The sequence below is a fragment of the Streptomyces sp. SCA2-17 genome, from assembly GCF_044336695.1.
The window spans coordinates 191,349-214,635 of record NZ_CP117521.1; the positions used below are offsets into that span (position 1 = coordinate 191,349).

Annotated in this window: 19 protein-coding genes; 9 read left to right on the forward strand and 10 right to left on the reverse strand. The window is 74.1% G+C overall.

Going from position 1 to position 23,287, the window contains the following annotated elements; genetic code table 11:
* The first annotated feature begins 488 nt into the window (after nt 1-488).
* A complete protein-coding gene (locus PS271_RS00895) occupies nt 489-1,778 on the forward strand; it encodes a benzoate/H(+) symporter BenE family transporter (protein ID WP_398379160.1) in 1,290 nt (429 codons plus the stop codon).
* Between the two features lie 2 nt (nt 1,779-1,780).
* On the opposite strand, the gene PS271_RS00900 is transcribed toward PS271_RS00895, so the two are convergent.
* From PS271_RS00900 to PS271_RS00925, 6 genes are all read right to left on the reverse strand, one after another.
* The gene (locus PS271_RS00900) at nt 1,781-2,278 is read right to left on the reverse strand and encodes a nucleoside deaminase (RefSeq protein WP_398379161.1); all 498 of its coding nucleotides are present in this window, start codon (nt 2,276-2,278) and stop codon (nt 1,781-1,783) included.
* Nucleotides 2,279-2,385: 107 nt separating this feature from the next.
* Nucleotides 2,386-2,856, reverse strand: a complete 471-nt coding sequence (gene cynS, locus PS271_RS00905) for a cyanase (protein WP_398379163.1) — start codon at nt 2,854-2,856, stop codon at nt 2,386-2,388.
* A gap of 81 nt (nt 2,857-2,937) precedes the next feature.
* Entirely contained in the window at nt 2,938-3,525 is a 588-nt protein-coding gene (locus PS271_RS00910) for a carbonic anhydrase (RefSeq protein WP_398379165.1), read from the reverse strand.
* A 133-nt stretch (nt 3,526-3,658) separates the two neighbouring features.
* Nucleotides 3,659-6,073: a SpoIIE family protein phosphatase gene (locus PS271_RS00915; RefSeq protein WP_398386614.1), complete on the reverse strand. Its 2,415-nt coding sequence runs from the start codon at nt 6,071-6,073 to the stop codon at nt 3,659-3,661.
* A gap of 183 nt (nt 6,074-6,256) precedes the next feature.
* Nucleotides 6,257-6,649: a thiol-disulfide oxidoreductase DCC family protein gene (locus PS271_RS00920; RefSeq protein ID WP_398379166.1), complete on the reverse strand. Its 393-nt coding sequence runs from the start codon at nt 6,647-6,649 to the stop codon at nt 6,257-6,259.
* Between the two features lie 71 nt (nt 6,650-6,720).
* Nucleotides 6,721-7,848 (reverse strand): FAD-dependent monooxygenase, encoded by a 1,128-nt coding sequence (locus PS271_RS00925; RefSeq protein WP_398379167.1) that lies wholly within the window; start codon nt 7,846-7,848, stop codon nt 6,721-6,723.
* Nucleotides 7,849-8,057: 209 nt separating this feature from the next.
* On the opposite strand from PS271_RS00925, the gene PS271_RS00930 reads away from it, so the two are divergent.
* From PS271_RS00930 to PS271_RS00945, 4 genes are all read left to right on the forward strand, one after another.
* Nucleotides 8,058-9,062 (forward strand): TetR/AcrR family transcriptional regulator C-terminal domain-containing protein, encoded by a 1,005-nt coding sequence (locus PS271_RS00930; protein WP_398379169.1) that lies wholly within the window; start codon nt 8,058-8,060, stop codon nt 9,060-9,062.
* A 182-nt stretch (nt 9,063-9,244) separates the two neighbouring features.
* A complete protein-coding gene (locus PS271_RS00935) occupies nt 9,245-10,447 on the forward strand; it encodes an acyltransferase family protein (protein ID WP_398379170.1) in 1,203 nt (400 codons plus the stop codon).
* Between the two features lie 53 nt (nt 10,448-10,500).
* Complete coding sequence (locus PS271_RS00940) at nt 10,501-11,781, forward strand: sensor histidine kinase (RefSeq protein ID WP_398379172.1); 1,281 nt, start codon at nt 10,501-10,503, stop codon at nt 11,779-11,781.
* The gene (locus tag PS271_RS00945) at nt 11,778-12,458 is read left to right on the forward strand and encodes a response regulator (protein ID WP_398379174.1); all 681 of its coding nucleotides are present in this window, start codon (nt 11,778-11,780) and stop codon (nt 12,456-12,458) included. The genes PS271_RS00940 and PS271_RS00945 overlap by 4 nt, the downstream gene beginning before the upstream one ends.
* A 24-nt stretch (nt 12,459-12,482) precedes the next feature.
* Here the strand turns inward: PS271_RS00945 and PS271_RS00950 are convergent, their stop codons facing one another.
* From PS271_RS00950 to PS271_RS00965, 4 genes are all read right to left on the reverse strand, one after another.
* Nucleotides 12,483-13,133 (reverse strand): DUF4360 domain-containing protein, encoded by a 651-nt coding sequence (locus PS271_RS00950; RefSeq protein WP_398379175.1) that lies wholly within the window; start codon nt 13,131-13,133, stop codon nt 12,483-12,485.
* Between the two features lie 67 nt (nt 13,134-13,200).
* Entirely contained in the window at nt 13,201-13,848 is a 648-nt protein-coding gene (locus PS271_RS00955) for a DUF4360 domain-containing protein (RefSeq protein ID WP_398379177.1), read from the reverse strand.
* A gap of 159 nt (nt 13,849-14,007) precedes the next feature.
* Complete coding sequence (locus PS271_RS00960) at nt 14,008-14,490, reverse strand: GNAT family N-acetyltransferase (RefSeq protein WP_398379178.1); 483 nt, start codon at nt 14,488-14,490, stop codon at nt 14,008-14,010.
* Between the two features lie 299 nt (nt 14,491-14,789).
* The gene (locus tag PS271_RS00965) at nt 14,790-15,485 is read right to left on the reverse strand and encodes a ribonuclease H family protein (RefSeq protein WP_398379180.1); all 696 of its coding nucleotides are present in this window, start codon (nt 15,483-15,485) and stop codon (nt 14,790-14,792) included.
* Between the two features lie 348 nt (nt 15,486-15,833).
* Here PS271_RS00965 and PS271_RS00970 point away from each other — a divergent pair, with 348 nt between their 5' ends.
* The 4 genes from PS271_RS00970 to PS271_RS00985 all read left to right on the forward strand — a co-directional run bounded on the left by PS271_RS00970 (nt 15,834) and on the right by PS271_RS00985 (nt 23,255).
* The gene (locus PS271_RS00970; protein WP_398379182.1) at nt 15,834-17,018 is read left to right on the forward strand and encodes an MFS transporter; all 1,185 of its coding nucleotides are present in this window, start codon (nt 15,834-15,836) and stop codon (nt 17,016-17,018) included.
* A 383-nt stretch (nt 17,019-17,401) separates the two neighbouring features.
* Nucleotides 17,402-18,772: an amino acid adenylation domain-containing protein gene (locus PS271_RS00975; protein WP_398379184.1), complete on the forward strand. Its 1,371-nt coding sequence runs from the start codon at nt 17,402-17,404 to the stop codon at nt 18,770-18,772.
* A gap of 146 nt (nt 18,773-18,918) precedes the next feature.
* Entirely contained in the window at nt 18,919-22,077 is a 3,159-nt protein-coding gene (locus PS271_RS00980; RefSeq protein WP_398379186.1) for a non-ribosomal peptide synthetase, read from the forward strand.
* Entirely contained in the window at nt 22,074-23,255 is a 1,182-nt protein-coding gene (locus tag PS271_RS00985; protein ID WP_398379188.1) for an acyl-CoA dehydrogenase family protein, read from the forward strand. The genes PS271_RS00980 and PS271_RS00985 overlap by 4 nt, the downstream gene beginning before the upstream one ends.
* Nucleotides 23,256-23,287 lie beyond the last annotated feature (32 nt).

A 23,287-nucleotide genomic window follows, 5' to 3' on the forward strand; every position in this document is an offset into this window, starting at 1 on the left:
CGAGGCCCAGCCCTCGGGAGGCTCCTGGTACGGGCTGCAGGTCCCGCACGAGGCACACGTCCACCTGCCGTGTACCCCGAGGACGACGGACCCGCAGCCACTACAGGTGTTGGTGGTGTAGTAGGGCTCGCCGGGTGCGGCGTGTGAGCGCCATGCCTGCTCTTCCATGTCACCCAGACTGCCATGAACACTGTGAGCACGAGGACTTCCCGTCGGGACCGTTGATGGTCGACGCGCCACATTCGGGACAGTTCATGACCCCCCTTCCTGCCTGCGGCGCCTGCCGAGCAGCAGTCAAAAGCCGGTCGCCCGGCCTGAGTTGAGCCTTGGTTGCCTTCACCATCGGCCAACCGGGGCGAAGGCACCAGACACCGCGCCCGAAGTGTGATAAGCGCGATGCCGAGCGGTGGCGGCCGGCCCCGTCCGGTGCCCCCGGTGCCTCCATAAGCCGGTTGACAAAGACCGGCCCCTGTAGTGGATTCGCCACCGTGCACACCCCTCAACTCAGCAGCCCCACAAGGCTCACCAAGCTCTCCCGGCGCGTACGCTCCGCCGCCCCCGCGGACGCGGTCACGGCGGGCTTCCTCGCCGTGCTCATCGGCATCACGAGCTCCGTGGCCATTGTCATCACCGCCGCGCAGGCGGCGGGGGCCACCAGCGCCCAGATCACCTCGTGGATGTTCGCCCTGGGCATCGGCATGGGGGTCACCTGCGCAGGGCTCTCGCTGCGCTACCGCGCGCCGGTGGTCACGGCGTGGTCCACGCCGGGGGCGGCGCTGCTGGCGACCGGCCTGCACGGCGTGTCGATGGCGGAGGCCGTGGGCGCGTTCCTGCTCTCGGCGGTCCTGGTGATCGTCAGCGGCGCGACCGGCTGGTTCGAGCGCGTCATGGACCGGATTCCGGTGCCGCTGGCGTCTGCGCTCCTGGCCGGTGTCCTCGTGCAGTTCGGCACCGGTCTGTTCACGAAGATGCAGCAGGACGTCATCGTGGTGTTCCCGATGTTCGCGGTGTACCTGGCCTGCAAGCGGTGGCTTCCGCGGTACGCGGTGATCGGCGCGCTGGCCGTGGGCGCCGCGGTGAGCGCGGTCCGGGGCCAGTGGCGGCTGCAAGGGCTGCACGTGGCGCTCGCCGAACCCGTCTTCGTGCGCCCCGAGTTCTCCTGGCAGGTGCTGATCGGCGTGGGGCTGCCGCTGTTCGTGGTCACGATGGCCTCGCAGAACCTGCCGGGCGTGGCCGTGCTGCGCGGCGCCGGCTACCGCACGCCGGTCTCGCCGCTGCTGACCTGGACCGGGATCGTCAACGCGGTGCTGGCCCCGTTCGGCTGCTTCGGGCTGAACCTGGCCGCCATCACCGCCGCGATCTGCACGGGCCCGGACGCCCACCGCGATCCCCGCAGGCGCTACCTGGCCTCCGTCTGGGCCGGCCTGTTCTACGTGACGGTGGGCCTGTTCGGCGGTGTCGTGGGCTGGCTGCTGACCGCCATGCCGGCCGCCCTGGTGATGGGGATCGCCGGGCTGGGCCTGCTGGGCACGATCGGCTCCTCCCTCACGGCCGCCGTGGCGGACGAGCGCATGCGGGAGCCCGCGGTCGTCACCTTCCTGGCCACGGCGTCGGGCATGACCCTGGCCGGGATCGGCTCGACGTTCTGGGGGCTGCTGGCCGGGGTGCTGGCGATGTTCGTCCTCAACGGACGGCGGCGCCGCGGGAGGACCGCGGCGCCGCAGGACGGGGAAGGGGCGGAAGAGCCGGTGAAGGAGCCGGAGGCCGTGCCCCGCTGAGGTCAGGCGGTGGGCGCCCCGGACACGCGGCGCTCGCCGCCGTTGCGCTTCTGCCAGGCGCGGTAGACGTCGGTGGCGGCGTCGCGCGGCTCGTGGCGCATCGGCAGCCGGCGCTCGCTCCAGTCCTTGGCGAACTCCGCGTAGAAGGTGTTCAGCTCGAAGTACTTGCGGTCGTCCACGTAGTGGGGCTCGTAGTCCTCGCGCCCGGTGAGGAAGACGACCTCGTCGGGGCTGCAGTAGTAGAGCGAGCCCAGGCACATCGGGCAGGGGTGGGCGAGCACGTAGATGGTGGTGCCGGTGAGGTGCTCGGTGCCGAGCCGGGTGCAGGCCTCGCGGATCGCGAGGATCTCGGCGTGCGCGGTCGGGTCGGAGGTCTGGGCGACGAGGTTGGGGCTCTCGGCGAGGATCTCGCCGTCCCTGACGATGACGGTCGCGAAGGGGCGGCCGCCCTCCTCGACGTTCTTGCGGGCGATGTCGATGGTGCGCTGGATGAAGTCCATGGGGTGCGTGCTCCTGGGGTGACGCGGTCCCCCGCGCCCGGCGGAGCGCCGGGCGCGGGGGTCGCGGGGAGGATCAGGTCGCGGAAGGCTCGGTCGGAGCGGCTTCGTCAGAAGGGCTTCGTCGGCAGGTACTTGCCGTCGAGGGTGATCACGGCGCGCTCGCCGCCCTCGGGGTCCGCGACCTTCTTCACGTCCAGCTTGAAGTTGATCGCGCTGATGATGCCGTCGCCGAACTGCTCGTGGACCAGGGCCTTGAGGGTCGTGCCGTAGACCTGGAGCATCTCGTAGAAGCGGTAGATGGTCGGGTCGGTCGGGATGCCGCCGGGGATGGAGCCGCGGGTGGGAATGGTCCGCAGCACCATCGTGTCGTCCGCGTCCAGGTCCAGGAGTCCGGCGACGGCCTCGGCCGAGGCCTCGGGAAGCGGGTGCTGGCCGAGGACGGCGGCGGTGACGAAGGCGACCGAGAGGCCCGCGGCGTCGGCGATCTGCTGCCAGGACAGGTCCTTGCGGACCTTGGCCTCAACGGCCTTGGCGGCCAGGGCCTGACGGGTGGCGGGGTCGAACTGGGCGTGGATCATGGGAGGGGTTCCTTCCGTGGGTGAGAAGCAGCGCATGACGAGTCATGCGTGCATGCGTGGTGGGGAGGGACGGACGGGTGATCAGGCCGCTGCGGTGAAGGGGCCCGCGACGTCGAGTTCCTCGACGGTGCCGCTGCCGATGTCGTAACACCAGCCGTGCAGCGTGACGGTGCCCTGTGCGAGGGCACGGGCCACCGACGGGTGGGTGACCAGATTCGCCAGCTGGGCGCGGACATTGCTCCGCACGAGGGCGTCCACCCCGGCGACCGTGGTGCGGGCTCGTGCGGCATCCGCGTGGCGCAGCCAGTCGGCGGTCGTCGGCAGGGCGCCCAGGTCGTGGCCTTCGGCCAAGGCGGTCATCGCGCCGCAGGCGGAGTGCCCGCAGACGACGATGTCGCTGACGCCCAGAGCGGCGACCGCGTACTCGATGCTGGCCGCGATGCCGTCCGTACGGGGCGCGTAGGCGGGAACGAGGTTGCCGGCCGTGCGGATGACGAACAGCTCGCCGGGCTCGCTCTGGGTGATCAGCTCCGGCACCACGCGGGCGTCGGAGCAGCTGATGAACAGCGTCGTCGGCCGGTGCGTCGTGGCGAGGCCGGCGAAGAGCTCCGCCTTGGCGGGGTAGACGTCCCGCTGGAAACGCGCAACGCCCTGGGCGAGATCTTGCATGGTCACTCCTTCGGTGGTTGCCGGCCCGTCGGGCTGACGAGATCCACCATGCATGACCTGGCTCTATAGAGTCCAAGAGCTGGAACCCATGAAACCTATAGACCTCATCTATAGGTGCGCCGTGGGCGTGCTTTCACGGCAGCTGCTGCTCCGTCCAGACCGTCTTGCCCTCGCGCCCGTAGCGCGTGCCCCAGCGCTCGGTGATCTGGGCGACGAGGAAGAGGCCGCGGCCGCCCTCGTCGGTGCTCCGGGCCCGGCGCAGGTGGGGGGCGGTGTTGCTGGTGTCGGAGACCTCGCAGATGAGGCGGGGGCCGCGGATGAGCCGCAGGGTGACCGGCCCGCCGGCGTAGCGGTAGGCGTTGGTGACGAGTTCGCTGACGATGAGCTCGGTGGTGAAGACCAGTTCGTCGAGCCCCCAGGCGCTGAGCTGGTCGGACATCAGGGTGCGGGCCTGCCCGGCGGCGCGCGGATCGGCCGGCAGCGTCCAGGTGGCGACGCAGTGCTCCGGCAGCACGCGGGTGCGGGCCAGGAGGAGGGCGACGTCGTCGGCCGGCTCGGCGGGCAGGAGGGCGTCCACGACGGCCTTGGCCGTCTCGTCCACCCGGCAGCCGGGACGGGCGAGTTCCTGCGAGAGGCGCTCGAGCGCGGCGTCGACGTCGAGGGCCGGGATCTGGATGAGGCCGTTGGTGAAGAGGGCCAGGAGGCTGCCTTCGGGCAGTTCGAGCTCGGCCGCTTCGAAGGGCAGCCCGCCGAGGCCGAGCGGGGGCCCGGCGGGCAGGTCCGGGAAGCTCACCTTCCCGTCGGGGGTGACGATGGCGGGGGGCGGGTGCCCGGCGCGCGCGAAGGAGCAGCAGCGGGAGACCGGGTCGTAGACCGCGTAGAGGCAGCTCGCGCCGGTGACCTGGTCGAGGGGGAAGTCGCGGCTGTTGTGCTCCTGTTCGGCGGCGAGGCCGTGCACGAGGTCGTCGAGGTGGGAGAGGACCTCGTCGGGGTCGAGGTCGAGCTCGGCCAGGGTGTGGACGGCGGTGCGCAGGCGGCCCATGGTGGCCGCGGCGTCGAGGCCGTGCCCGATCACGTCGCCGACGACGAGGGCGACGCGGGCCCCGGACAGCGGGATGACGTCGAACCAGTCCCCGCCGACGCCTTCCACCGCGCCCGCGGGGATGTACTGGTGGGCGATCTCGGCGGCGGGCAGCTCGGGCAGTTCGCCGGGCAGCAGGCGCACTTGGAGGGTGAGCGCCGCGTGGTGCTGGCGGGTGTAGCGGCGGGCGTTGTCGATGCAGACGGCGGCGCGGGCGGCGAACTCCCCCGCGAGGGTGAGGTCGTCCTCCTCGAACGGCTCGGGGGAGCCGGAGCGCCAGAGGGTGACGAGCCCGAGGACGAGGCCGCGGGCGGCCAGCGGCAGCATCATGACGGAGTGGGGGCCCAGGGACCTGGCGCGCTCGGCACGTTCCTGCGCGACGACGTCCAGGTCCTCGGGGGTGCGCAGCTCCGGTACGAGGAGGGGTGTCTGCTCGGCGAGACACCGGCCCTGGGGAGTCTCCGGGCCGAAACGGATGAGGCCGCCGAGCGGGTGGAGGGCCTCCTCCGCGCCCGGGGTGTCGGTCCTGATGGCCGTGCGGCGGACGGGCCCGAAGCCGTCCTGCGAGGGCTCCTCGCCGCGGCTGACGGGGTCGAGGAGGTCGACGGTGACGCAGTCGGCGAGTTCGGGGACGAGGACCTCGGCGAGCTCGCGGGCGGTGGTGGTGACGTCCAGGGTGGTGCCGATGCGGGCGCCCGCTTCGTTGAGCAGGGCCAGCCGGAGCCGGGCCCGTTCCCGTTCGGTGACGTCTTCGACCAATTGGGTGACGCCGAGGATCTTTCCTGCGGAATCCTCCATACGGAACGCGGAGACGGAGACGTAACGGATGCGGGAGGGGTCGCTGAGCAGCCGGCACGGCTGATCGGTGAAGATCATCGGGTGTCCGGTGTCCAGGACGTGCTGGAGGCCGCGCTCCACGGTCTCGGTGTCGGCCGCCACGATGAAGTCGCCCGTCCTGTGGCCGCGCGCCTGCTCCGTGGTGATGCCGCCGATCCGGGCGACGGCCCGGTTGACCCGCAGGATGCTGAGGTCGGGGGCGTGCACGGCCAGGCCGATGGGTGCGCGCCGGAACAGCCCGTCCAGGACCGACCGGTCCGTCTCCCACTGGACCACGTCCTGCGCGGGGGCGCCGACCAGGAACCATTCGCAGTCGGGGCTGCCACGGGTGACGCAGCGGGCCCGGACGCCCACGGGGATGCGCCGGCCGTCGCGGTGCCGGACGGACACGACGCCGAACCAGCCGGAGGCCCGGAGGCACGCGGCCGCCGCGGCCGCGACCTGTTCCCGGTCGGCGGGGTCCACCAGCACGTCGAGCGCGGGCCGGCCGAGCACGTCCGCGTCGCGGTGGCCGAGGAGCGCCTCGGCGCGGTCGCCCCATCCCACGACGGTCCCCCGGTGGTCCAGCACGGCCGAGACCGAGGTGCCGACCGAGAAGGGGTCCTCGGGGCTCTCGTGGAAGCGCGTCATGGGTTCGTCCGTCAACGGGGCCTCCTTCCGCCGGACGCGCCGCGGCTGCCGTCTTCTCCTTCCACAGTGATGCGTGCGGGGCGTCGGCGCTTGCCGGCCGCCGGGCCGGGGGCGGCGCACACGGGTGCGGGGCGCTCCCCCGGACGGCGGAAGGAGGACCGGGCCGCCCGGTGCGGGCGGTGCCTACCGGGAGCCGGGCCGGCGGTCCGCGGGGAGCGCGCAGGCGGCCGTTCCGCCGGGGAGCCGGTGCCGGTTGTCCGCGATCAGGCGGTACAGGCCGTGACCGGCCCAGCGGGCCGGCGGCAGGGTGAGCACCGCGCCGGGGACGGCCCACGCTCCGGGCGCGCTGAGCAGGAGCTTGGCGACGGCCTGGGCACCGCCGTGGACGGTGCCGCCGGGGGCGATCCACAGCAGCTCGTGCTCGGCCCGTTCCCGGGTGACGCCCAGCTCGTCCAGGGCGGCGAACTGCCAGGCCACGACGGCGCAGTTGGGCCGGACATATTTCTCGGCGAACCGCACCGCGGTGGTGCAGAAGGCGCAGTCGCCGTCGTAGACGAGCACAGGTCGGGTTCTCATGGGCCCATCATGCCGGGGCCGGTGCGGAGGGGGACGGCGGGGTGACGGCGGGGCCGCCGGGGGCCGGCGGGTCAGCCGTCGAGCGCGATGCCGTTCTTCGCCTTCTCCATCGACTCCTCCGAGGGGTTGCCGGAGGCGTTCTCGTGCGCGACGGCCTGGTTGAGGGCGACGTACGGGCGCATACGGGTCTCGTAGCGGGCGAACGCGGCGGCGTGCCCGCCGCCGTCCCGCTTGCCGAGCTCGCAGGCCAGGACGTAGGCGCCGACGAGCGCCAGGCTCGTGCCCTGCCCGGAGAGCGGCGAGGGGCAGTAGCCGGCGTCGCCGACCAGGGCCGTCCTGCCGCCGGTCCAGCGGTCCATGTGGATCTGGGCCATCTGGTCGAAGTAGAAGTCGGGGGCCTCGTGCATGGCCTTCAGCAGCCGCGGTGTCTCCCAGCCCACGTGCGCCAGCCGCTCGGCCATGAGGGCCTTCTGCCGCACGGTGTCGCGGTAGTCGTAGGCGAGCGGGCCGGCCTTGAAGCCGAGGGTGACCCTGATCTCGCTGTTGTCGCGCACGGGGTAGACGCAGTAGGTCGCGGCGCCGGCGGCGGACTCGTGGTTGAGCCAGACCTCCCAGTCGTCGAGGCCGAGGAAGTTGGGCGCGCTGAAGACGGTCAGGTAGGCGCCGAGGTGGCGGACGTAGTCCTCTTCGGGGCCGAAGGCCAGCCGCCGCACCTTCGAGTGCAGGCCGTCGGCCCCCACCACAAGGCCGAACGTCCGCTCCGCGCTCCGCTCGAAGCCCACCCGTACGCCGTCCGGGCCGTCGTCGAGCGTGGTGACGGAGTCGCCGTAGACGAACTCCACGCCGGCGTCCAGCGCCTGACGGTGCAGCAGTGCCGTGAGGTCTTCGCGCAGCAGCTCGATGTCCGGGCTGTCCAGGCGGCCGCCGCTCAGGGTCATCTCGGTGGAGCGCCACGTCTCGTTGCCTTCGCCGTCGAGCATGGCCATGCCGCGCAGGCGGGTGCGGGCGCCGCGGGCCTCGCCGAGGATCCCTGACCGGTCGAGCACGCCGAGGGCGGCGCCGCGGACGTCGATCGCCTGGCCGCCGGGGCGGACGGCGGGGGCTCGCTCGACGACGGTCGCGGCGAAGCCGTTGCGGCGGAGCCAGTAGGCGAGCGTGAGGCCGGCGACGCTTGCGCCGGAGACGAGGACGGTCTGCATGGGGGATCACCTTCGCTGAGCGGTCTGTACGGATGGCCTGTACGCACTGTCTGTACGCTGTACGCAGAACTGAATGTACGGCGTACGCGCACGCTTGCCAAGCGCTGATTTCAAGGGCTTCCCGTAGTCGTGAACTAGTACAGAGGGCCTCTGCACCCCCATCGCCCCTGCTAGCCTGTGTACTAGTACAAGGAAGAGGAGGCCGTCCCTTGGCCGGAAAATCGGTCCCGCCGTATCTGCGCATCGCCGCCGAGCTGCGCGGGCGCATCGCCGGCGGCGAGCTCGCGCCCGGTGACCGCGTCCCGTCCACCCGGCAGATCGCCCAGGAGTGGAACGTCGCGCTCGCCACGGCCACCAAGGTGCTGACGACCCTGCGCCAAGAGGGGCTTGTACGGGCCCGGCCGCGCGTGGGGACCGTGGTCGCGGGCCCGGACGGGCACGACCGGCCGGAGCCGGCCACGGCCGCGGCCGGCTCCGCAGCCGTGGCCGCTCCCGCCGAAGCGGGCGGGAGCGCCGGCGGGGCCACCGACCACGAGCTGACCCGCGACAGGATCGTCCGCGCCGCCATCGCCGTCGCCGACGCCGAGGGGCTGTCCGCCCTGTCCATGCGCGGGATCGCCGGCCGGCTCGGCGTCGCGGCCATGTCGCCCTACCGCTACGTGAACAGCAAGGACGACCTGGTGTGGCTCATGGCGGACGCCGCGTTCGCGGAGCTGCCCTATCCCGCGGACGCCCCCGCGGACTGGCGCCGGCGCCTCGAACTGGGGGCCCGCGCGCTGTGGGCGGTCCACCGCGCGCACCCCTGGCTCGCGCACATCGGCCCCCTCACCCGCCCACTGGCCCTGCCGCACCTGATCGCGTACTCCGAGTGGATGCTCACCGCCCTCCGCGGCCTCGGCCTGACGCCGGCGACGATGCTCGACGTGAACGTGCTGCTCTACAGCTACGTCCAGGGCACCGCGGTCCACCTGGAGAGGGAGAAGCAGGCCGCGGGCGACACCGGGCTCTCCGGCGAGCAGTGGATGGACGCCCAGTCCGCGGCCTTCGACGCCCTCACCGCCTCCGGGCGCTACCCCGTCTTCGCCGAGGTGACCGGGTCGTTCGACGGCGACAACGGCTACGACCTGCGCCTGGACGAGGTCTTCGCGCTCGGCCTGACGTCGATGCTGGACGGCCTGGCCCTGCGGATCGGGGGCGCGGACCCGGTCCGGTGACGGCCCGGCGCGGGCCCGGCACCGCCCCGCGGCCCGCCCGGCGCCCGCGCACCCCCTACCCGTAGTACTTCAGAGCTACCCCGCAAAGGGCTCCCCGGTACGACGCCGACCACGGCGTCTCCTCCATAGCTTCCGTGCCGGAAGCGAAGCACCACCATCTCCGGCACGGAAGGCCCGACCCCATGGCGTCCAGCACGCTCGACACCGCGCGCCGCGGCAGCGGCCTCGCGCAGCGCATCCTGCTCGCCACCCCGCCCGGCCGGGACCGGGCCGTCGACGCCCTCCGGGCCTTCGCCGTGCTCGGCGTGGTGCTCGGCCACTGGCTGGTGACGGCCCTGGTCGCGGACGGGGGCGGGGTCCACAGCACGAGCCCGCTCGCCTACGTGCCCGGGCTCGCCCCGGTGTCCTGGGTGTTCCAGACCCTGGCCGTCTTCTTCCTGGTGGGCGGGCTGGTGGGCGCCAAGGGCTACGCCTCGGCGCGGGCCCGGGGCACCACCTACGGGCAGTGGCTCGGAGGCCGGCTGAAGCGGCTGTTCCGCCCGGTCGCCGCGGTACTGGCCGTCTGGGCCGCCGTGACGGGCGTGCTGCTCGCGTCGGGAGCGGCGCCGCAGACCGTGCGGACGCTGGTCAGCCTGGTGTGCTCGCCGCTGTGGTTCCTGCTGGTGTTCGCCGCGCTGACGGCCATGACTCCGCCGGCCGCGAAGGTACGGCCCTGGTGGTCGCTCGCCGCGGTCGCGCTGGTCGACCTGGTCCGGTTCGGCCTGGGCGGTCCCGCCTGGCTGGGCTGGGTGAACGTGGCGGCGGGCTGGCTGGTCCCGTACTGCCTGGGCGCGGCCTGGGCCCAGGGCAGGCTGCAGAGCCGCAGGACCGGCTGGGCGCTGCTGGCCGGCGGTGCGCTCGCCGCCGCGCTGCTCGTCGCGTTCGCCGGCTATCCGGCCTCGATGGTCGGCGTGCCCGGCGCGGCGGTCTCCAACCTCAGCCCGCCGACGCTCGCGGCCGTCGCGTTCGGCCTCGCCCAGTGCGGTGCGGCGCTCCTGCTGCTCGGTCCGCTGCGGCGGGTGCTGCGGCGCCCGGCGGCCTGGGCGGCGGTGGCCGTGGTGAACCTCTTCGCCATGACGGTCTTCCTCTGGCACCAGACCTCGATGATGGCCGTGACCATGGCCGGCCTGCTCACCGGCGCGCACCTGCCGGGCCTGCACACCGTCCCCGACGGCCCCCTCTGGATCGTCGCGCGCCTCGCGTGGCTGCCGGTCTTCGGCGCGGCGCTGCTCGGGTGCTGGGCGCTGTTCCACCGCTTCGAGCACGGGCGTCCACGGGGCGGAGGGCGTTCGCGGGTCGTGCGGGAGCACCGGCCGGCGCCGGTCGCGGCGGCGCGCCGTCCCTAGAATGGATCTTGTGAGCGCCGGAGGCGCAGGGGGCACGGGGGGGCGGAAAACACGTGGGAAGACGGCTGTTGAGAGCGCTGCGGAGAGCGTGGGCGGAGGGCCCGCGCTCGGTTGCCGAGGACCTCTGGTCGGTGGCCCGCGACCCGATGCCGCGCGGGACGTACCTGGGCCGGCTGCCGCACGTCCACCTGGCGCTGCTCGCGGCGCTCCTGGGCCTGCTCAACGCCAACGAGTCCCACCGCGGCAGGTTCGGGCCGGACACGGAGCTCGGCCTGCTGGTCATCGTGCTCCAGACGGCGGTCGTCCTCTTCGCCATGGTGCGCCCGGTGCCCGCCTGGTGGCTGTCGACGGCCCTGCTCTTCGTGTCCGCGCTGATCGGCGAGGACACGATCGACCACGGCAGGCTGTGGCCCTGGAGCGTGGCCGGAATCAGTCTGCACGCCCTCGTCCTGCTCCTCCTCGCGCTGCGCGTCCGCCCGCAGAGCGCGGCCGTGGCGCTGGGCATCACCGTGCTGTCGGGATTCGCCGACACGGCCCTGGCGACGCAGGAGCACAACCAGGTCATCGGCCGGGGCTCCATGGCCTTCGTCATCGCGGTGGTGATCGGTGCCGCGCGGCGCACCGGCCGGGTGGCCAAGGAGCGGCTGGTCGAGCAGGAGGTGCTCACCGCCGGGGAGCGGGCCCGGCGCACGCTGCTGGAGGAGCGCAACCGGATAGCGCGCGAGCTGCACGACGTCGTCGCCCACCACATGTCGGTGATCTCCATTCAGGCGCAGGTCGCTCCGCACCTCGTGGCCGACCCGTCGCCGGAGCTGCGGGAGAACCTCGCGGGCATCCGCGAGAACGCCGTGGAGGCCCTGGCGGAGCTGCGGCGGGTCCTGGGCGTGCTGCGCTCGGAGGACGCCCGGGCCGACGGGGTGCGGCACGCGCCGCAGCCCACCCTCGACCGGCTGGACGAACTGGTCGGCAAGGTCCGCGCCGCGGGTCCGGACGTGGCCGTCTCGGTCACGGGGGTGCGGCGCGCGCTGCCGCCGGGCGTGGAGCTGTCCGCGTTCCGCATCGTCCAGGAGGCGCTCAGCAATGCGATGCGCCACGCGCCCGGGGCGTCGGTGGAGGTGGGGATCGGGTACGGGGCGGACAGCCTGACCGTACGGGTCGTCAACTCCGCCCCGGACGGTCCCGCTCCGCCGTCGAGGGGTGCCGGGCACGGGCTGCTGGGCATGCGCGAGCGGGCCGCGATGCTGGGCGGCGACCTGGCCGTGGGCCCCACCCCGGGCGGTGGCTACGACGTCACCGCCGTCCTTCCCGTCGACCCTGCCGAGGACACTCCGTGAAGACCGACCGCGACATCCGCGTCCTGATAGCCGACGACCAGGTGATGGTCCGCCAGGGCTTCACGGTGCTGCTCGGCGCCGAGCCCGGGATCGAGGTGGTGGGCCAGGCCGTGGACGGCCTCGACGCCGTGGCGAAGACCGCCGAGCTGGTGCCCGACGTCGTCCTGATGGACATCCGCATGCCGGAGCTCGGCGGCATCGAGGCGACCCGCCGGATCACCGGCGCGCCGGACGCGACCGCCAAGGTCCTCGTCCTGACCACGTTCGACCTCGACGAGTACGTGTACGAGGCGCTGCGCGCGGGGGCGTCCGGGTTCCTGCTGAAGGACGCCTCGGCGGCGGACCTCGCGCAGGCGGTGCGGGTGGTGGCGGCCGGCGACGCGCTGCTCTCGCCGAACATCACCAAGCGGCTGATCTCCGAGTTCTCCCGGATGACGAGCGCCCCCCGCGCGCCGCTCAGGGCGCGGGTGGGGAGCCTGACCGAGCGCGAGACGGAGGTGCTGTCCCTGGTCGCGCAGGGCCTGTCGAACGCGGAGATCGCCGGCCGGCTCTTCCTGGCCGAGCAGACCGTGAAGACCCACGTGAGCCGGATCCTGGTCAAGCTGGGCCTGCGCGACCGGACGCAGGCCGCGGTCTTCGCGTACGAGACGGGGCTGGTCCGGCCGGCGAGCTGCTGAGGCCACGCGTCACCCGCGACCGCGTCACCCGCGAGGACACTGCTTCCAGGCGAAGTGGTAGAGCGTGTTGATGGTGCCGTCCGTCGAGTCCATCGCCACGAAGCTGGTGGTGCGCGCGGGGTCCGACGTGCCGGCGTCCGCCCGCAGTTCCGTGTTGATGTTGAAGTAGCGGACCGCCCCGCAGGGGGCGTAGACCAGTGCGTCGATGTCGGTGGTGTCGGACGCCTGCCAGTTGTCGTGGAGCGGGCCGGTGAAGTGGTGGTTCACGTACGTGGTCTGCTGCATGCCCTGGAAGTAGTAGTTGGCCCGCTCCAGGCCGGTGGCCCCCTTCTCCAGGTGGGCGAAGCCCCGGTAGTCCGCGCTGGCGACGGCGTACGTGAAGCCCTGCGGGACGTGGACGTTCAGGCTGAGCTGGCAGTTCTTGCGGAAGTCGGTCGGCTTCGCACCGACGCCCACCTGCGCGATGTAATTGCTGTAGGTCACAGTGAAAGCCTGGTTGTCCGGAGCGACGGTCACGTTGGCCGTCCCGGCGGGGCAGCCGGAGCCGTTGACCGCCACGACGTCGATCACGATCCGGTCGGGCGGAGGCTCCCCGTACGGGGAGGCCGGTGACGGTGCCACCGGAGCGGCGAGCATTGCCACGGCGGCCCAGCCGATCGCCACCGGTCCCAACATGGTGGTACCTCCCCCTGCTTCGGGTTCCACGGACGGACGCGTGCCGCCGGAGGCGGCCGGTCAGCGGTCAGGGACATTCCTTCCACGAGAAGTGGTAGACCGTGCTGACACTGCCGTCGGTCGAGTCCATGGCCATGAAGCTGGTGGTCGTCGCCGGGTCCGAGGAGCCGGCGCCCACGCGGAGCTCGGTGTTGACGTTGAGGATCCGCGACACGCCGCAGGGAGCGTAGACGAGGTCGGCGGCGCTCGTCACGTCCGTCGTCTGCCAGTCGTCGCTGACCGGGCCCGCGAAGCGGTGGCTGACGGAGGTGGTCTGGGACATGCCCTGGAAGTAGTAGCTGGCCCGCTCCATGCCCGACGCGCCGCTCTCCAGGTGCGCGAAGCCGCGGTAGTCCGCCTGGGCGACGGCGTACGTGAAGCCCTGCGGGACGTGGACGTTCAGGCCGAGCTGGCAGTTCTTGCGGAAGTCGGTCGGCCGGGCGCCGACGCCCACCTGGGCGAGGTACCTGCTGTAGGTCACCGTGAAGGCGGTGTTGTCGGGGGCCACGGCCACGGCGGCCGTCCCCGCGGGGCAGCCCGAGCCGTTGACCGCCACGACGTCGATGACGACCCTGTCCGGCGGAGGCACCCCCTCCGACGACGCGGACGACGGTGCGAAGGACGCGGCGGCCATCAGGGCCACAGCCGCGCCGGCGGTCAACACCGGTCTGAACATGGGATTCCCCTTTCCTTGCCGTGCACGGGGACGCGGTGCGCGCGGCCCCATGCCACCACCAGGGGAGGGACATGTACAGGTCAGGTTGAGCCACCCCGGCGGCGCGTCCGGACCGCCCCAGGAGCCCGGGCAGACCCACGCGCACCACCGGGCTCGCGCCTACGCGCGCTCGAAGACGTGCACGCGGCCGATCTCCCGGAAGCCGCGGCGGGCGTACCACCGGCGCGGCCGGCCGGCCGCGTCGGCGGTCAGGAAGCGTGTACCGCAGCCGGCGCCGACGGCCAGGCGCAGGGCCGTGGCGAGCACGGCGTCGGCGTGGCCGCGCCGGAGCCGGTCCGGCGCCGTCACCAGGTCCTCGATCTGCGCCAGTCCGGACGCCGGATCCAGGTAGAGGTCGGCCCAGGACGCGACCGCGCCGTCCTCGCCGCGCGAGCCGACGACGTGGACGACGGGCGCCCCGCCCCGTCTGGCCGCGCGCCGCTCGACCAGGTGCCGCACGACGTCCTCGCCGGCGTCCGGCAGGAAACGGTGCCAGCTTCGGGTGAGGGGGTCCCGGATCGCGTCCAGGTCTACGATCCGCCTCGCGGCGGGCGGTACGGAGCTGGTACCCGGCTCCGGACGGCGGCTCCGCGCACGCGGCAAGGCGCGGCCTTGCCTGCGGTCTTCACGGGTGTTTGCGGTGCGCGCTTGCACCGCCGGCCCGCCACGGCGGCTCGGCGCCGCCGCGGCTGCGCTTGCCTGGGGTTACGCCCCAGGGCCCCTGGCCGGGCAGGGCGGCCGGCACGTCACAACGCACCGGCCGGGCCTATCAGGCACCACCCGCACCGCCCGTCGCGGCACCCTCGGTACGGCCGAAGGAAACTGGCCGCCGCAGCGGCGGGACGCTCCGCGGCGAGGGTCCGGCGGAATGCGCGGTCACCGCAACCGCCCGTTCCCCGGGATCACGGCGCAGCCGTGATGGCGCAAGCGGGGTGCCCCCACCCCCGCTCGCCCTTGGAGATCTTCTCGCCGGCCGCGTAGGCCTGCCCGCACGGGCAGCGGCCCGCGAACTTCGCCTTGATCGTCGGCGAGCCGGCCGCCCCGGCGGAGCGCGGCTTGCGGCTCTTCGGCGGCCCGGCGCGCCGGGCCGCCGACGGCTCGCGCGGCGCCGGCACCGGCAGGCCCTCGGCCCCGTGCGCGGTGCCCGCCGCCTGCTGCTGCACCGCCGCGTCGCTGGCCGCCTGGTCGGCGATCGCGTTCAGGGGATCGCCGTTCTCCTGGTGGGCCGGCACGTACCGGAACTCGACGGCGCGGCCCGCGAGGAGCGCGTCGATGCGGATGACGAGCTCGCGGTTGGCCACCGGCGAACCGGACGAGGTCTTCCACCCGTTGCGCTTCCAGCCGGGCAGCCACTTGGTCACGGCGTTCATCGCGTACTGCGAGTCCATCCGCACCTGCATCGGAACGGCCGGGTCCGTGGCCTCCAGGAGCTGCTCCAGGGCGGTCAGCTCCGCGATGTTGTTGGTCGCCCTGCCCAGCGGGCCGGCCTCCCAGCGCTCGGGCGCGCCCGTCGCGTCGGCGACGACCCAGGCCCAGGCGGCGGGCCCCGGGTTGCCCTTCGATGCCCCGTCACAGGCGGCGATGATCAGTTCAGACATCCCTCGATGATGCCAGGAATCCGGAGGCCCCCGTTCTGCGGTGTGCGGGCACCGAATACCGGACATTCGTCCAGTGAGCCCTGCGGAGCCCCCCGTACCGCGCCCGCGGGGCGGCCGGCCGGGCCGCCGCAGGTCACAGCGAGTGCCGTTCAGATCACAGGCACCGCCGGTTCACCGGACAGCCGACGGGAGTTGTCCATATTGAGAATAGTAATGACCGAAAATGCCCGTCATTTTTGACTGAGGGCCACGTCATGCCCAAATGTCTGCCAAATGTTGTCAATGAAGACTCATGGCGGCGGCATCTTACGGAATGGGGACTTCCGTCTGCTTCTGACCGGTGCCGCCGTGAGCCAGATCGGCGCTCAGGTCACCGTGGTGGCGCTGCCGCTGGTCGCCGTGGTCGTGCTCGACGCCTCCGCCCTGGAGGCCGGCCTGCTGACGGCCGCCGAGACCGCGGCGTTCCTGCTGGTCGGCCTGCCGGCCGGGGCGTGGCTGGACCGGATGCGCCGGCTGCCGGTCCTCATCCGCGCCGACGTCGTCCGGGCCGCGGCGATGGCGACCCTGCCGCTCGCCGCCTGGGCCGGAGCGCTCACCATGGCGCAGCTCTACGCGGTCGCCCTGGTCACCGGCGTGGCCACCGTCTTCTTCGACATCGCCCACCAGAGCTACCTGCCGTCCCTGCTCCCCCGCGAGCAGCTGGTCTCGGGCAACGGCGCCCTGGAGACCGCCCGTTCGTCCGCGCAGGTGGCGGGCCCCGGGCTGGGCGGCGCCCTGGTACAGCTCCTCGGGGCGCCCTTCGCCCTGCTCGCCGACGCGCTCGGCTACCTGCTGTCCGCCGTCTTCCTGCGCGGCATACGGGCCCGCGAGCCGGAGCCCGTCCCCGCGCCGGGCGTGCCGCTGCGCGCCCAGGTCGCGGAAGGGCTCGCCTTCGTCTTCCGGCACCCCGTCCTGCGCATGATCGCTTGCGCCACGGCGCTCGCGAACTTCTTCACCGCGATGCTCATGGCGGTCCAGACGGTGTTCCTGGTGCGCGTGCTGGAGCTGCCGCCGGGCGTCCTGGGCCTGATGATGTCCGCCTCGGCCGTCGGCGGCCTGGCCGGTGCCCTGTGCGCGGGAGCGCTCGCGCGCGCGGCCGGCCAGGCGAGAGTAATCTGGCTGTCGACCGTGGTCACCGGCCCGTTCGCCCTGCTGTGGCCGCTGTCCGGGCGGGGCGCGTCCGCCGCCTGGTTCGCCCTCGCCTCCGCGGTCGTCTTCTTCGGCGCCGTCGTCTACAACGTCGCCCAGGTCAGCTTCCGCCAACTGCTCTGCCCGGACGAGCTGCTGGGCCGCATGAACGCCACGCTGCGCTTCATGATGTGGGGCACGATGCCGCTCGGCGCGCTGGCCGGCGGGGCGATCGCGGAAGCGGCCGGAGCCCGTACGGCGGTGTGGGTGTGCGCCGCGGGGATCCTGCTGGTGCCGGTGCCGCTCCTGGCGTCGCCGCTGCGGGGGCTGCGCGACCTGCCGGCCGCGGAGGCGGTCACGGGCTGACGGGGCGGGCTCGCCCGCCGGCGGGGCGTCCGGGTTCGGACCGCTGCCTGAGGGCGGCCGGGCACCGCCGGACTCCATCGCAGTGGTTGCCCGCCGTTGCGGCGGGGGTGGGTCGCCGGGGCGACAGGAGTGGGCGATGCGCCCGGCATCGGGCGGGCCCCCGGCCCACCGGGGTGCGCCCACCGGCCCGGCTGCCGACCGGCCCCGCCACCTCGGCCGCCCCCGGCCACCCCGGCCACCCGCACTGGTCTGTCCGGTCTGTCCGGCTCGGGCCCGTGGCCCGGTCCTCGGACATCAGCCCCGCCCCGTACGACCACCCATACCCCTCACCCCCCTCTCTCGTCCTACGAGTCGTCGCGCCCTTCGGCGCACGGGAGGTCATCGTGCAACCCAGCAACATCACCTCGTCCTACCTCGCCCGCTACCGGCACCTCACCGACGGCGCCGGCGCCCCAGAAGGCGCCCTGCCCGTCACCGGTGCCCAGCGCCGGTTCCTGCTCGCCCGGCGGCTCGACCCCGCGGGGCGGCCCACGCTCGTACCGCTGTTCTTCGCGTTCCCCGCGGGGGCGGTCGACCCGGAGCGGCTGCGGGCGGCCGCGGGCCATCTCGCCGCCCTGCACCCGGCGTTGCGGTCGCGGCAGCTGGTGCTGCGCGGAGTACCGCTGCACGTGCCCGGCGCGCCCGCCGGGCACGTCGAGCGCGTCCGGCCGCGCCCCGGTGAGACTGCGCGCGACGCCCTGCGGCGGACCCTGGGCGAGTGGTCCGCCGACGGGCCGCCGCTGCGGTTCTTCCTCGCAGCCGACACCGCCGACACCGCCGACACCGCCGATGCAGCCGATACATCTGACGCGACCGACGCAGCCGGCGGCGGCCGTGACCTCCTCGCGCTGGTCCTGGACCACGCCGCCTGCGACGAGCAGTCGCTGGGCCTGATCACCGCCGGCCTCACCGACGCCTACCGCGACGGGCTCGGCCCCCAGGACGTACCGGCGGACATGGCGGCCGACGGCCTCGCCGCGTACCGCGACGCCGTCCACCGGCAACTCGCCACCGAGGAGCGGGCGTCGCACCCGGACGCCCTCGCGTACTGGGCGCAGCGCCTGTCCGGCATCCGCAGCGGCAGCCCCGCCGTGGCTGACGTCTCGTCAAACTCCGGTACCGGTACGGCTCTGCGCCGTCTCCCCCTCGGAGCGGACAGCGGGCGGGCCACGGCCTTCCCCGTCCTCCTCGACGCCTGCGCGGCGGCTGCCCGTACGCTCCACGGCCCGGGCTCCGTGCCGGTGCTGGGCTACCCGTGGGGCGGCCGGCCCCCCGGCGCGGCCCCGGTGCTCGGCTGCTTCCTGAACACGGTCGCCCACCCGGCGGACGCCGGCGACCTGGCGGGACGGGCCGCCGCCTGGTGGGACGACCTCGACCGGGCCGACACCCCGTTCGACGAGGTCGTCCACGCGGCGAGGCGGGCCGGGGCGCCCTGGTCCGGGCGGCTCGACGGGCTCCTCACCTTCGAGGACCTCGGCCGCCGCCCGCCGCTGCGGCTCGGCGGCGCCACCGGGCACGAGACCCACGTCGACGGCCGCCCCGTCCAGGCCCCGTTCGCCGTCTCCGTCTCGTACGGCACCGATCTGCTCGTCCGCATGGCCTGGGACCGGTCGGCCGTACCGGACCACCGCGCGGAAGAGGCCTTCGACCACCTGACCGGCGCGCTGGGCTCGCGGACCGCGCCCCCGGCGGCGCACCCCGCCCCCGCGGGCTGAGCCCACCACACGCCACACACCGCACACCGGCCCCATGCCGCGCTGCCCGACCGGCGCGCGGCCTCCGGGGCGCCCCCCACCGGCCGCACCGGCCCACCCGGCCGCCCGGTCCGTGAACTCCCGAACCAGAACCCGAAAGGCTGGCCATGTTCGGACTCTCCACATCCCAGGAGATCGTCTGGCTGCACGAGCAGATGCTGCCCGGCAGTCGCGCCTACAACTTCACCGCCACCGTGGACCTGCGGGGCACCCTCGACGAGGACGCGCTCCGCGAGGGCCTGGCGGCCGCGCTCGGCCGGCACCCCGGCCTGCGCCTCGAACTCGTCGACTCCCCCGGCGGCCTGCCCGGCCAGCGCGTGCGCGAGCACTGCGCGCCCCGGCTGCGGACGACCGGCCTCGACGGCGAGGCGGACCCGGAGGCGGCGTTCGCCGCGCTGCTGCGCACCGAGGCCGAGACGCCCCTCGACGTGTACGAGGCACCGCTGCTGCGCTGGAACCTCGTCCGGCTCGGCCCGGACCACCACCGGCTCGTCCACGTCGAGCACCATCTCGTCCACGACGGGCACTCCTTCGCGATCCTGCTGAACGACGTGTTCACCGTCTACCGGGCGCGCGTGCTCGGCGAGCGGGCGGTGCTGCCGCCCGCCGCCTCGTACACCGATCACATCGAGGCCGCCGGCAGCCCCGAGCGGGAGGCACGGCGCGCGGAGGGCCTGGCGTACTGGCAGCGCGAGCTGGGCGACGCGGCGTTCGACCTGCCGCTGCCCGGCCTCGCCCGGCCCGGGGCGCGGCGCCGGCACGCGGGCGGGCAGCTGCGCCAGGCCGTGGACGCGGAGCTCGCCGAGCGCCTGCGCGCCCACAGCCGCACCCAGGGCCACACACCGTTCTCCACGCTGCTCGCTCTCTTCGCGGAGCTGCTGCGCCGCCACAGCGGGCGCGCCGACCTCGTCGTCGGCACCGCGGTCGGCAACCGCCCCGAGGGCTTCGAGTCGGCCACCGGCATGTTCGTCAACACCATCCCGCTGCGGCTGCGCCTCGACCCGGCGGCCGGTACGGACGAGACGGTGGACGAGGTCACCGACAGCCTCATCCGTGCCCTGCCCTACCAGGACGTCCCCGTGCAGGTGCTCACCCGCGAGCTCGGCCTGCACACGTCCGGCGCGGACAACCCACTGTTCAGCGTCATGTTCAGCGCGCACGACGCGGCGCTGCCGGAGATCGAGGTGCCGGGCCTGGAGGTGTCGCTGTTCGAGGGTTTCAACACCGGCACCACGCGCTTCGACCTCGACCTGGTGCTGCTCCCGGACGACCGGCGCACGGTCGGCCCGCGGCGCGGCCCGGCCGGCATGACGCTGGTCTGGGACTACGACCGTGACTTGTTCGACGAGGACGCCGCCCGGCTGCTGGCGGACCGCTTCCTCGGCCTCGTACGGGCCTACTTGGAGGATCCGGCGGCGCCTCTCGCGGCGCTCGGCGCGCGGTCGGCCCCCGCGCCGGAGGAGGCCCCCGAGTCCGGGGGCACGGACGCCCCCGACGCCGTCCTCGACCCCGTCACCCGGCACGACCCCGGCCTCCCCGCCCTCGTCAGCGGCGCCCGGAAGGTCACTTACGGCGAACTCGACCGGCTCGTCGAGGAGCTGGCGGCGCGGCTGCGCGCGGCGGGCGTCACCGCCGGTCAGCCCGTCGCTGCCGTCCTGCCGCGCGGCGTGGACACCGTCGTGACGCTGCTCGCGTGCCTGCGCACGGGCGCGGTCTACTGCCCGCTGTCGCCCAACGACCCGGCGAGCCGCCTGGAGACGCTGCTGCACCGGCTGGCCCCGGCCCTGGTCCTGGCGGACCGCGAGACCGCCCTCGCGCTGCCCGCGGAGGGCCTGACCGCGCCGGTCGCGCTGCTCGGCGCCGACGGGCCCTTCCCCGCCGCGGCGCCGGCCGCGTGCCTCGACGGTGCCGCGTACGTCATCCACACGTCCGGTTCGACGGGGCTGCCCAAGGCCGTGGCCGTCGGCCGCGCCGCGCTCGCCCACCACATGACGGCCGTCGCCGGGCGGTTCGGGATGCGCTCCGACGACAGGGCGCTGCTGTTCGCCCAGCCCTCGTTCGACGTGGCGCTGGAGGAGGTGCTGCCGTCGCTGCTGGCCGGCGCGTGCCTGGTGGTGCCGCAGCGGGAGGTGCCGACGGCGGCCGAGCTGATCGCCGTCCTGGCGGCTCGCCGGGTCACCGTCGCCAACCTGCCGACGAGCTACCTCCTGGCCGTACGGGAGGAGCTGTGCGAGGCGCTCCGCGACGGGATGTGGGAGCCGCGGCTGCTGGTCGCCGGCGGCGAGCGGCTGCCGGCCGCCGCCCTGCGGGACGTCCTGGCCGCGACGGACGCGACGGTCCTCAACGCGTACGGGGTGACCGAGGCGACCATCACCTCCACGGTCCACGAGGTGTCCCGCGAGGGGGCCGAAGGCAGTGGCCAGGGTGGTGAGGTGCCGCTGGGAACGGCGCTGCCGGGGATCAGGGTCCACGTCCTGGACGCGGGGCTGCACCCGCTGCCCGTGGGCGCGGTCGGTGAACTCGCCGTCTCGGGCAAGGCGCTCGCCGACGGCTACCTCGGCGGCGAAGAGGCCGCTGCGGCGACCGCGGCCCGGTTCGTCGCCGTGCCCGCGCTCGGCGGGGCGCGCGTCTACCTGACCGGCGACCTCGGCTACCGGGACCGCGACGGCCTGCTGTGGTTCCTCGGCCGCCGGGACAACCAGGTCAAGCTGCGCGGCTACCGCATCGAGCCGGAGGAGATCGAGGCCGTGGCCTCCGACGTGCTGGGCGGGCGCTCGTGTGCGGTCGTCCTCGGTCACGACGCGGCCGGCGGCCCCTGCCTGACCGGCTTCGTCGACGGCGGGGAGGAGCCGGACCAGCCCCTGCTGCACAAGGCGCTGTCCGAGCGGCTGCCCGCCGCGCTCGTCCCCGCGCGCTGGCTCCGGCCGGCCGCGATGCCGGTGCTGCCCGGCGGCAAGCCGGACCGCGCCGCGCTGGCCCGGCTCGCCGCCGAAGCGGTGGCGGCGGGCGGTCCGGCGACCCCCCAGGAGGAGGAGAGCACCGACCCGGCCGTCGCCCTGCTGGCCGAGGGCTGGCGGGAGGTGCTGGGGCACGACCGGTTCTCGCCGTCGTCCCACTTCTTCCAGGTCGGCGGGCACTCCCTGCTCGCCGCGCACCTCGCCGCGTGGCTGGAGCCCCGGCTCGGCGCGCGCCCGCCGCTGCGCGTCCTCTTCCAGCACCCCGTCCTCGCCGACCAGGCCCGCGCCCTGACGGAGGCCGCCCGATGAGCAACACGACTCCTTCGTCCGTCCTGGAGACGGAGCACCGCGAGATCGCCGCCGCCTTCACGGCGTTCGTCCACCGGGAGCTGGTGCCGCTGGCCGCCGAGCTCCCCGAGGACGGGGGCATGCCGCCGGCCGAGCTCCGCGCGTACGTCCGCCGCCGCTCCGCCAAGCTGGGCTTCTACGCCGGCGACCACCCCGAGGAACTCGGCGGCTCCGGCATGCCGTTCAGCGCCGTGGTCATGCTGCACCACGCCGCCGGGCGCAGCGGCTGCCCGCTCGCGCCGTACGCGCTGGCCGGGTCGGACGGCCCGAGCCCGCTGCTGCGCCAGGGCACGGAGCAGCAGATCGAGCAGTACCTGAAGCCGCTCGTGCGGGGTGAGGCGACGCGCTGCCTCGCGCTGACCGAGCCGAACGCCGGGTCGGACGCCTTCCACCTCACCACGACCGCCCGGCGGGACGCGGACGGCGGCGGCTGGGTGCTGTCGGGGCGCAAGACGTTCGTGAGCAACGCAGGGCATGCCGACTTCGTCATCGTCGTGGCCCGGGCGGTGGACGGCGACGGCAAGGACGGCGGGCCGACGGCGTTCGTCATGGGCATGGACGTACCGCGGCTGCGCATCGGCCAGCGCTACGAGGGCATGTCCGGCGAGGAGCTGTACGAGCTCGTGCTGGACGAGGTGCGGCTGCCCGCCGGCGCCGTCATCGGCGGCGAGGCGGGCGTGGGCGCGGCGCTCGGCAACGGCATCGACAGCCTCTCGCGGGGCCGGCTCGTGGTGGCGGCGATGTGCAACGGCATCGCCGAGTACGCGCTGGAGCTCGGGATCGCGTACGCGCGCGAGCGGAAGGCGTTCGGGGAGCGCATCGGCGCGTACCAGCACGTGCAGGAGCACCTGGTCAGCAGCCGGGCGGAGGTGGAGGCGGCCAAGCTGCTGACGCTGGCGTGCGCGCGGCTGGTGGACGACGGCGTGGAGGCCCCGGAGAACGCGGCGCTCGCCAAGCTGACGTCGTCCGAGACCGCGGTCCGCGTCGTGGACCGGGCGCTTCAGGTGCACGGGGCGACGGGGTGGGTGCGCGGGCACCCCCTGGAGTTCCTGTACCGGTACGTCCGGATGATGACGATCATCGAGGGGACCTCCGAGATCCAGAAGGTGATCGTCGCCCGGGCCATGGGGCTGGGCTGACCGCGCCCGCCCCTGCCTCCGCATCCCCTCTC

What these genes read in the sequence shown, in the direction of transcription:
- PS271_RS00900 (WP_398379161.1), bottom strand. Translation starts at nt 2,278, where the DNA reads ATGGACTTCATCCAGCGCACCATCGACATCGCCCGCAAGAACGTCGAG.
- cynS (WP_398379163.1), bottom strand. Translation starts at nt 2,856, where the DNA reads ATGATCCACGCCCAGTTCGACCCCGCCACCCGTCAGGCCCTGGCCGCC.
- PS271_RS00910 (WP_398379165.1), bottom strand. Translation starts at nt 3,525, where the DNA reads ATGCAAGATCTCGCCCAGGGCGTTGCGCGTTTCCAGCGGGACGTCTAC.
- PS271_RS00915 (WP_398386614.1), bottom strand. Translation starts at nt 6,073, where the DNA reads ATGACGCGCTTCCACGAGAGCCCCGAGGACCCCTTCTCGGTCGGCACC.
- PS271_RS00920 (WP_398379166.1), bottom strand. Translation starts at nt 6,649, where the DNA reads ATGAGAACCCGACCTGTGCTCGTCTACGACGGCGACTGCGCCTTCTGC.
- PS271_RS00925 (WP_398379167.1), bottom strand. Translation starts at nt 7,848, where the DNA reads ATGCAGACCGTCCTCGTCTCCGGCGCAAGCGTCGCCGGCCTCACGCTC.
- PS271_RS00935 (WP_398379170.1), top strand. Translation starts at nt 9,245, where the DNA reads ATGGCGTCCAGCACGCTCGACACCGCGCGCCGCGGCAGCGGCCTCGCG.
- PS271_RS00950 (WP_398379175.1), bottom strand. Translation starts at nt 13,133, where the DNA reads ATGTTGGGACCGGTGGCGATCGGCTGGGCCGCCGTGGCAATGCTCGCC.
- PS271_RS00955 (WP_398379177.1), bottom strand. Translation starts at nt 13,848, where the DNA reads ATGTTCAGACCGGTGTTGACCGCCGGCGCGGCTGTGGCCCTGATGGCC.
- PS271_RS00965 (WP_398379180.1), bottom strand. Translation starts at nt 15,485, where the DNA reads ATGTCTGAACTGATCATCGCCGCCTGTGACGGGGCATCGAAGGGCAAC.
- PS271_RS00980 (WP_398379186.1), top strand. Translation starts at nt 18,919, where the DNA reads ATGTTCGGACTCTCCACATCCCAGGAGATCGTCTGGCTGCACGAGCAG.
- PS271_RS00985 (WP_398379188.1), top strand. Translation starts at nt 22,074, where the DNA reads ATGAGCAACACGACTCCTTCGTCCGTCCTGGAGACGGAGCACCGCGAG.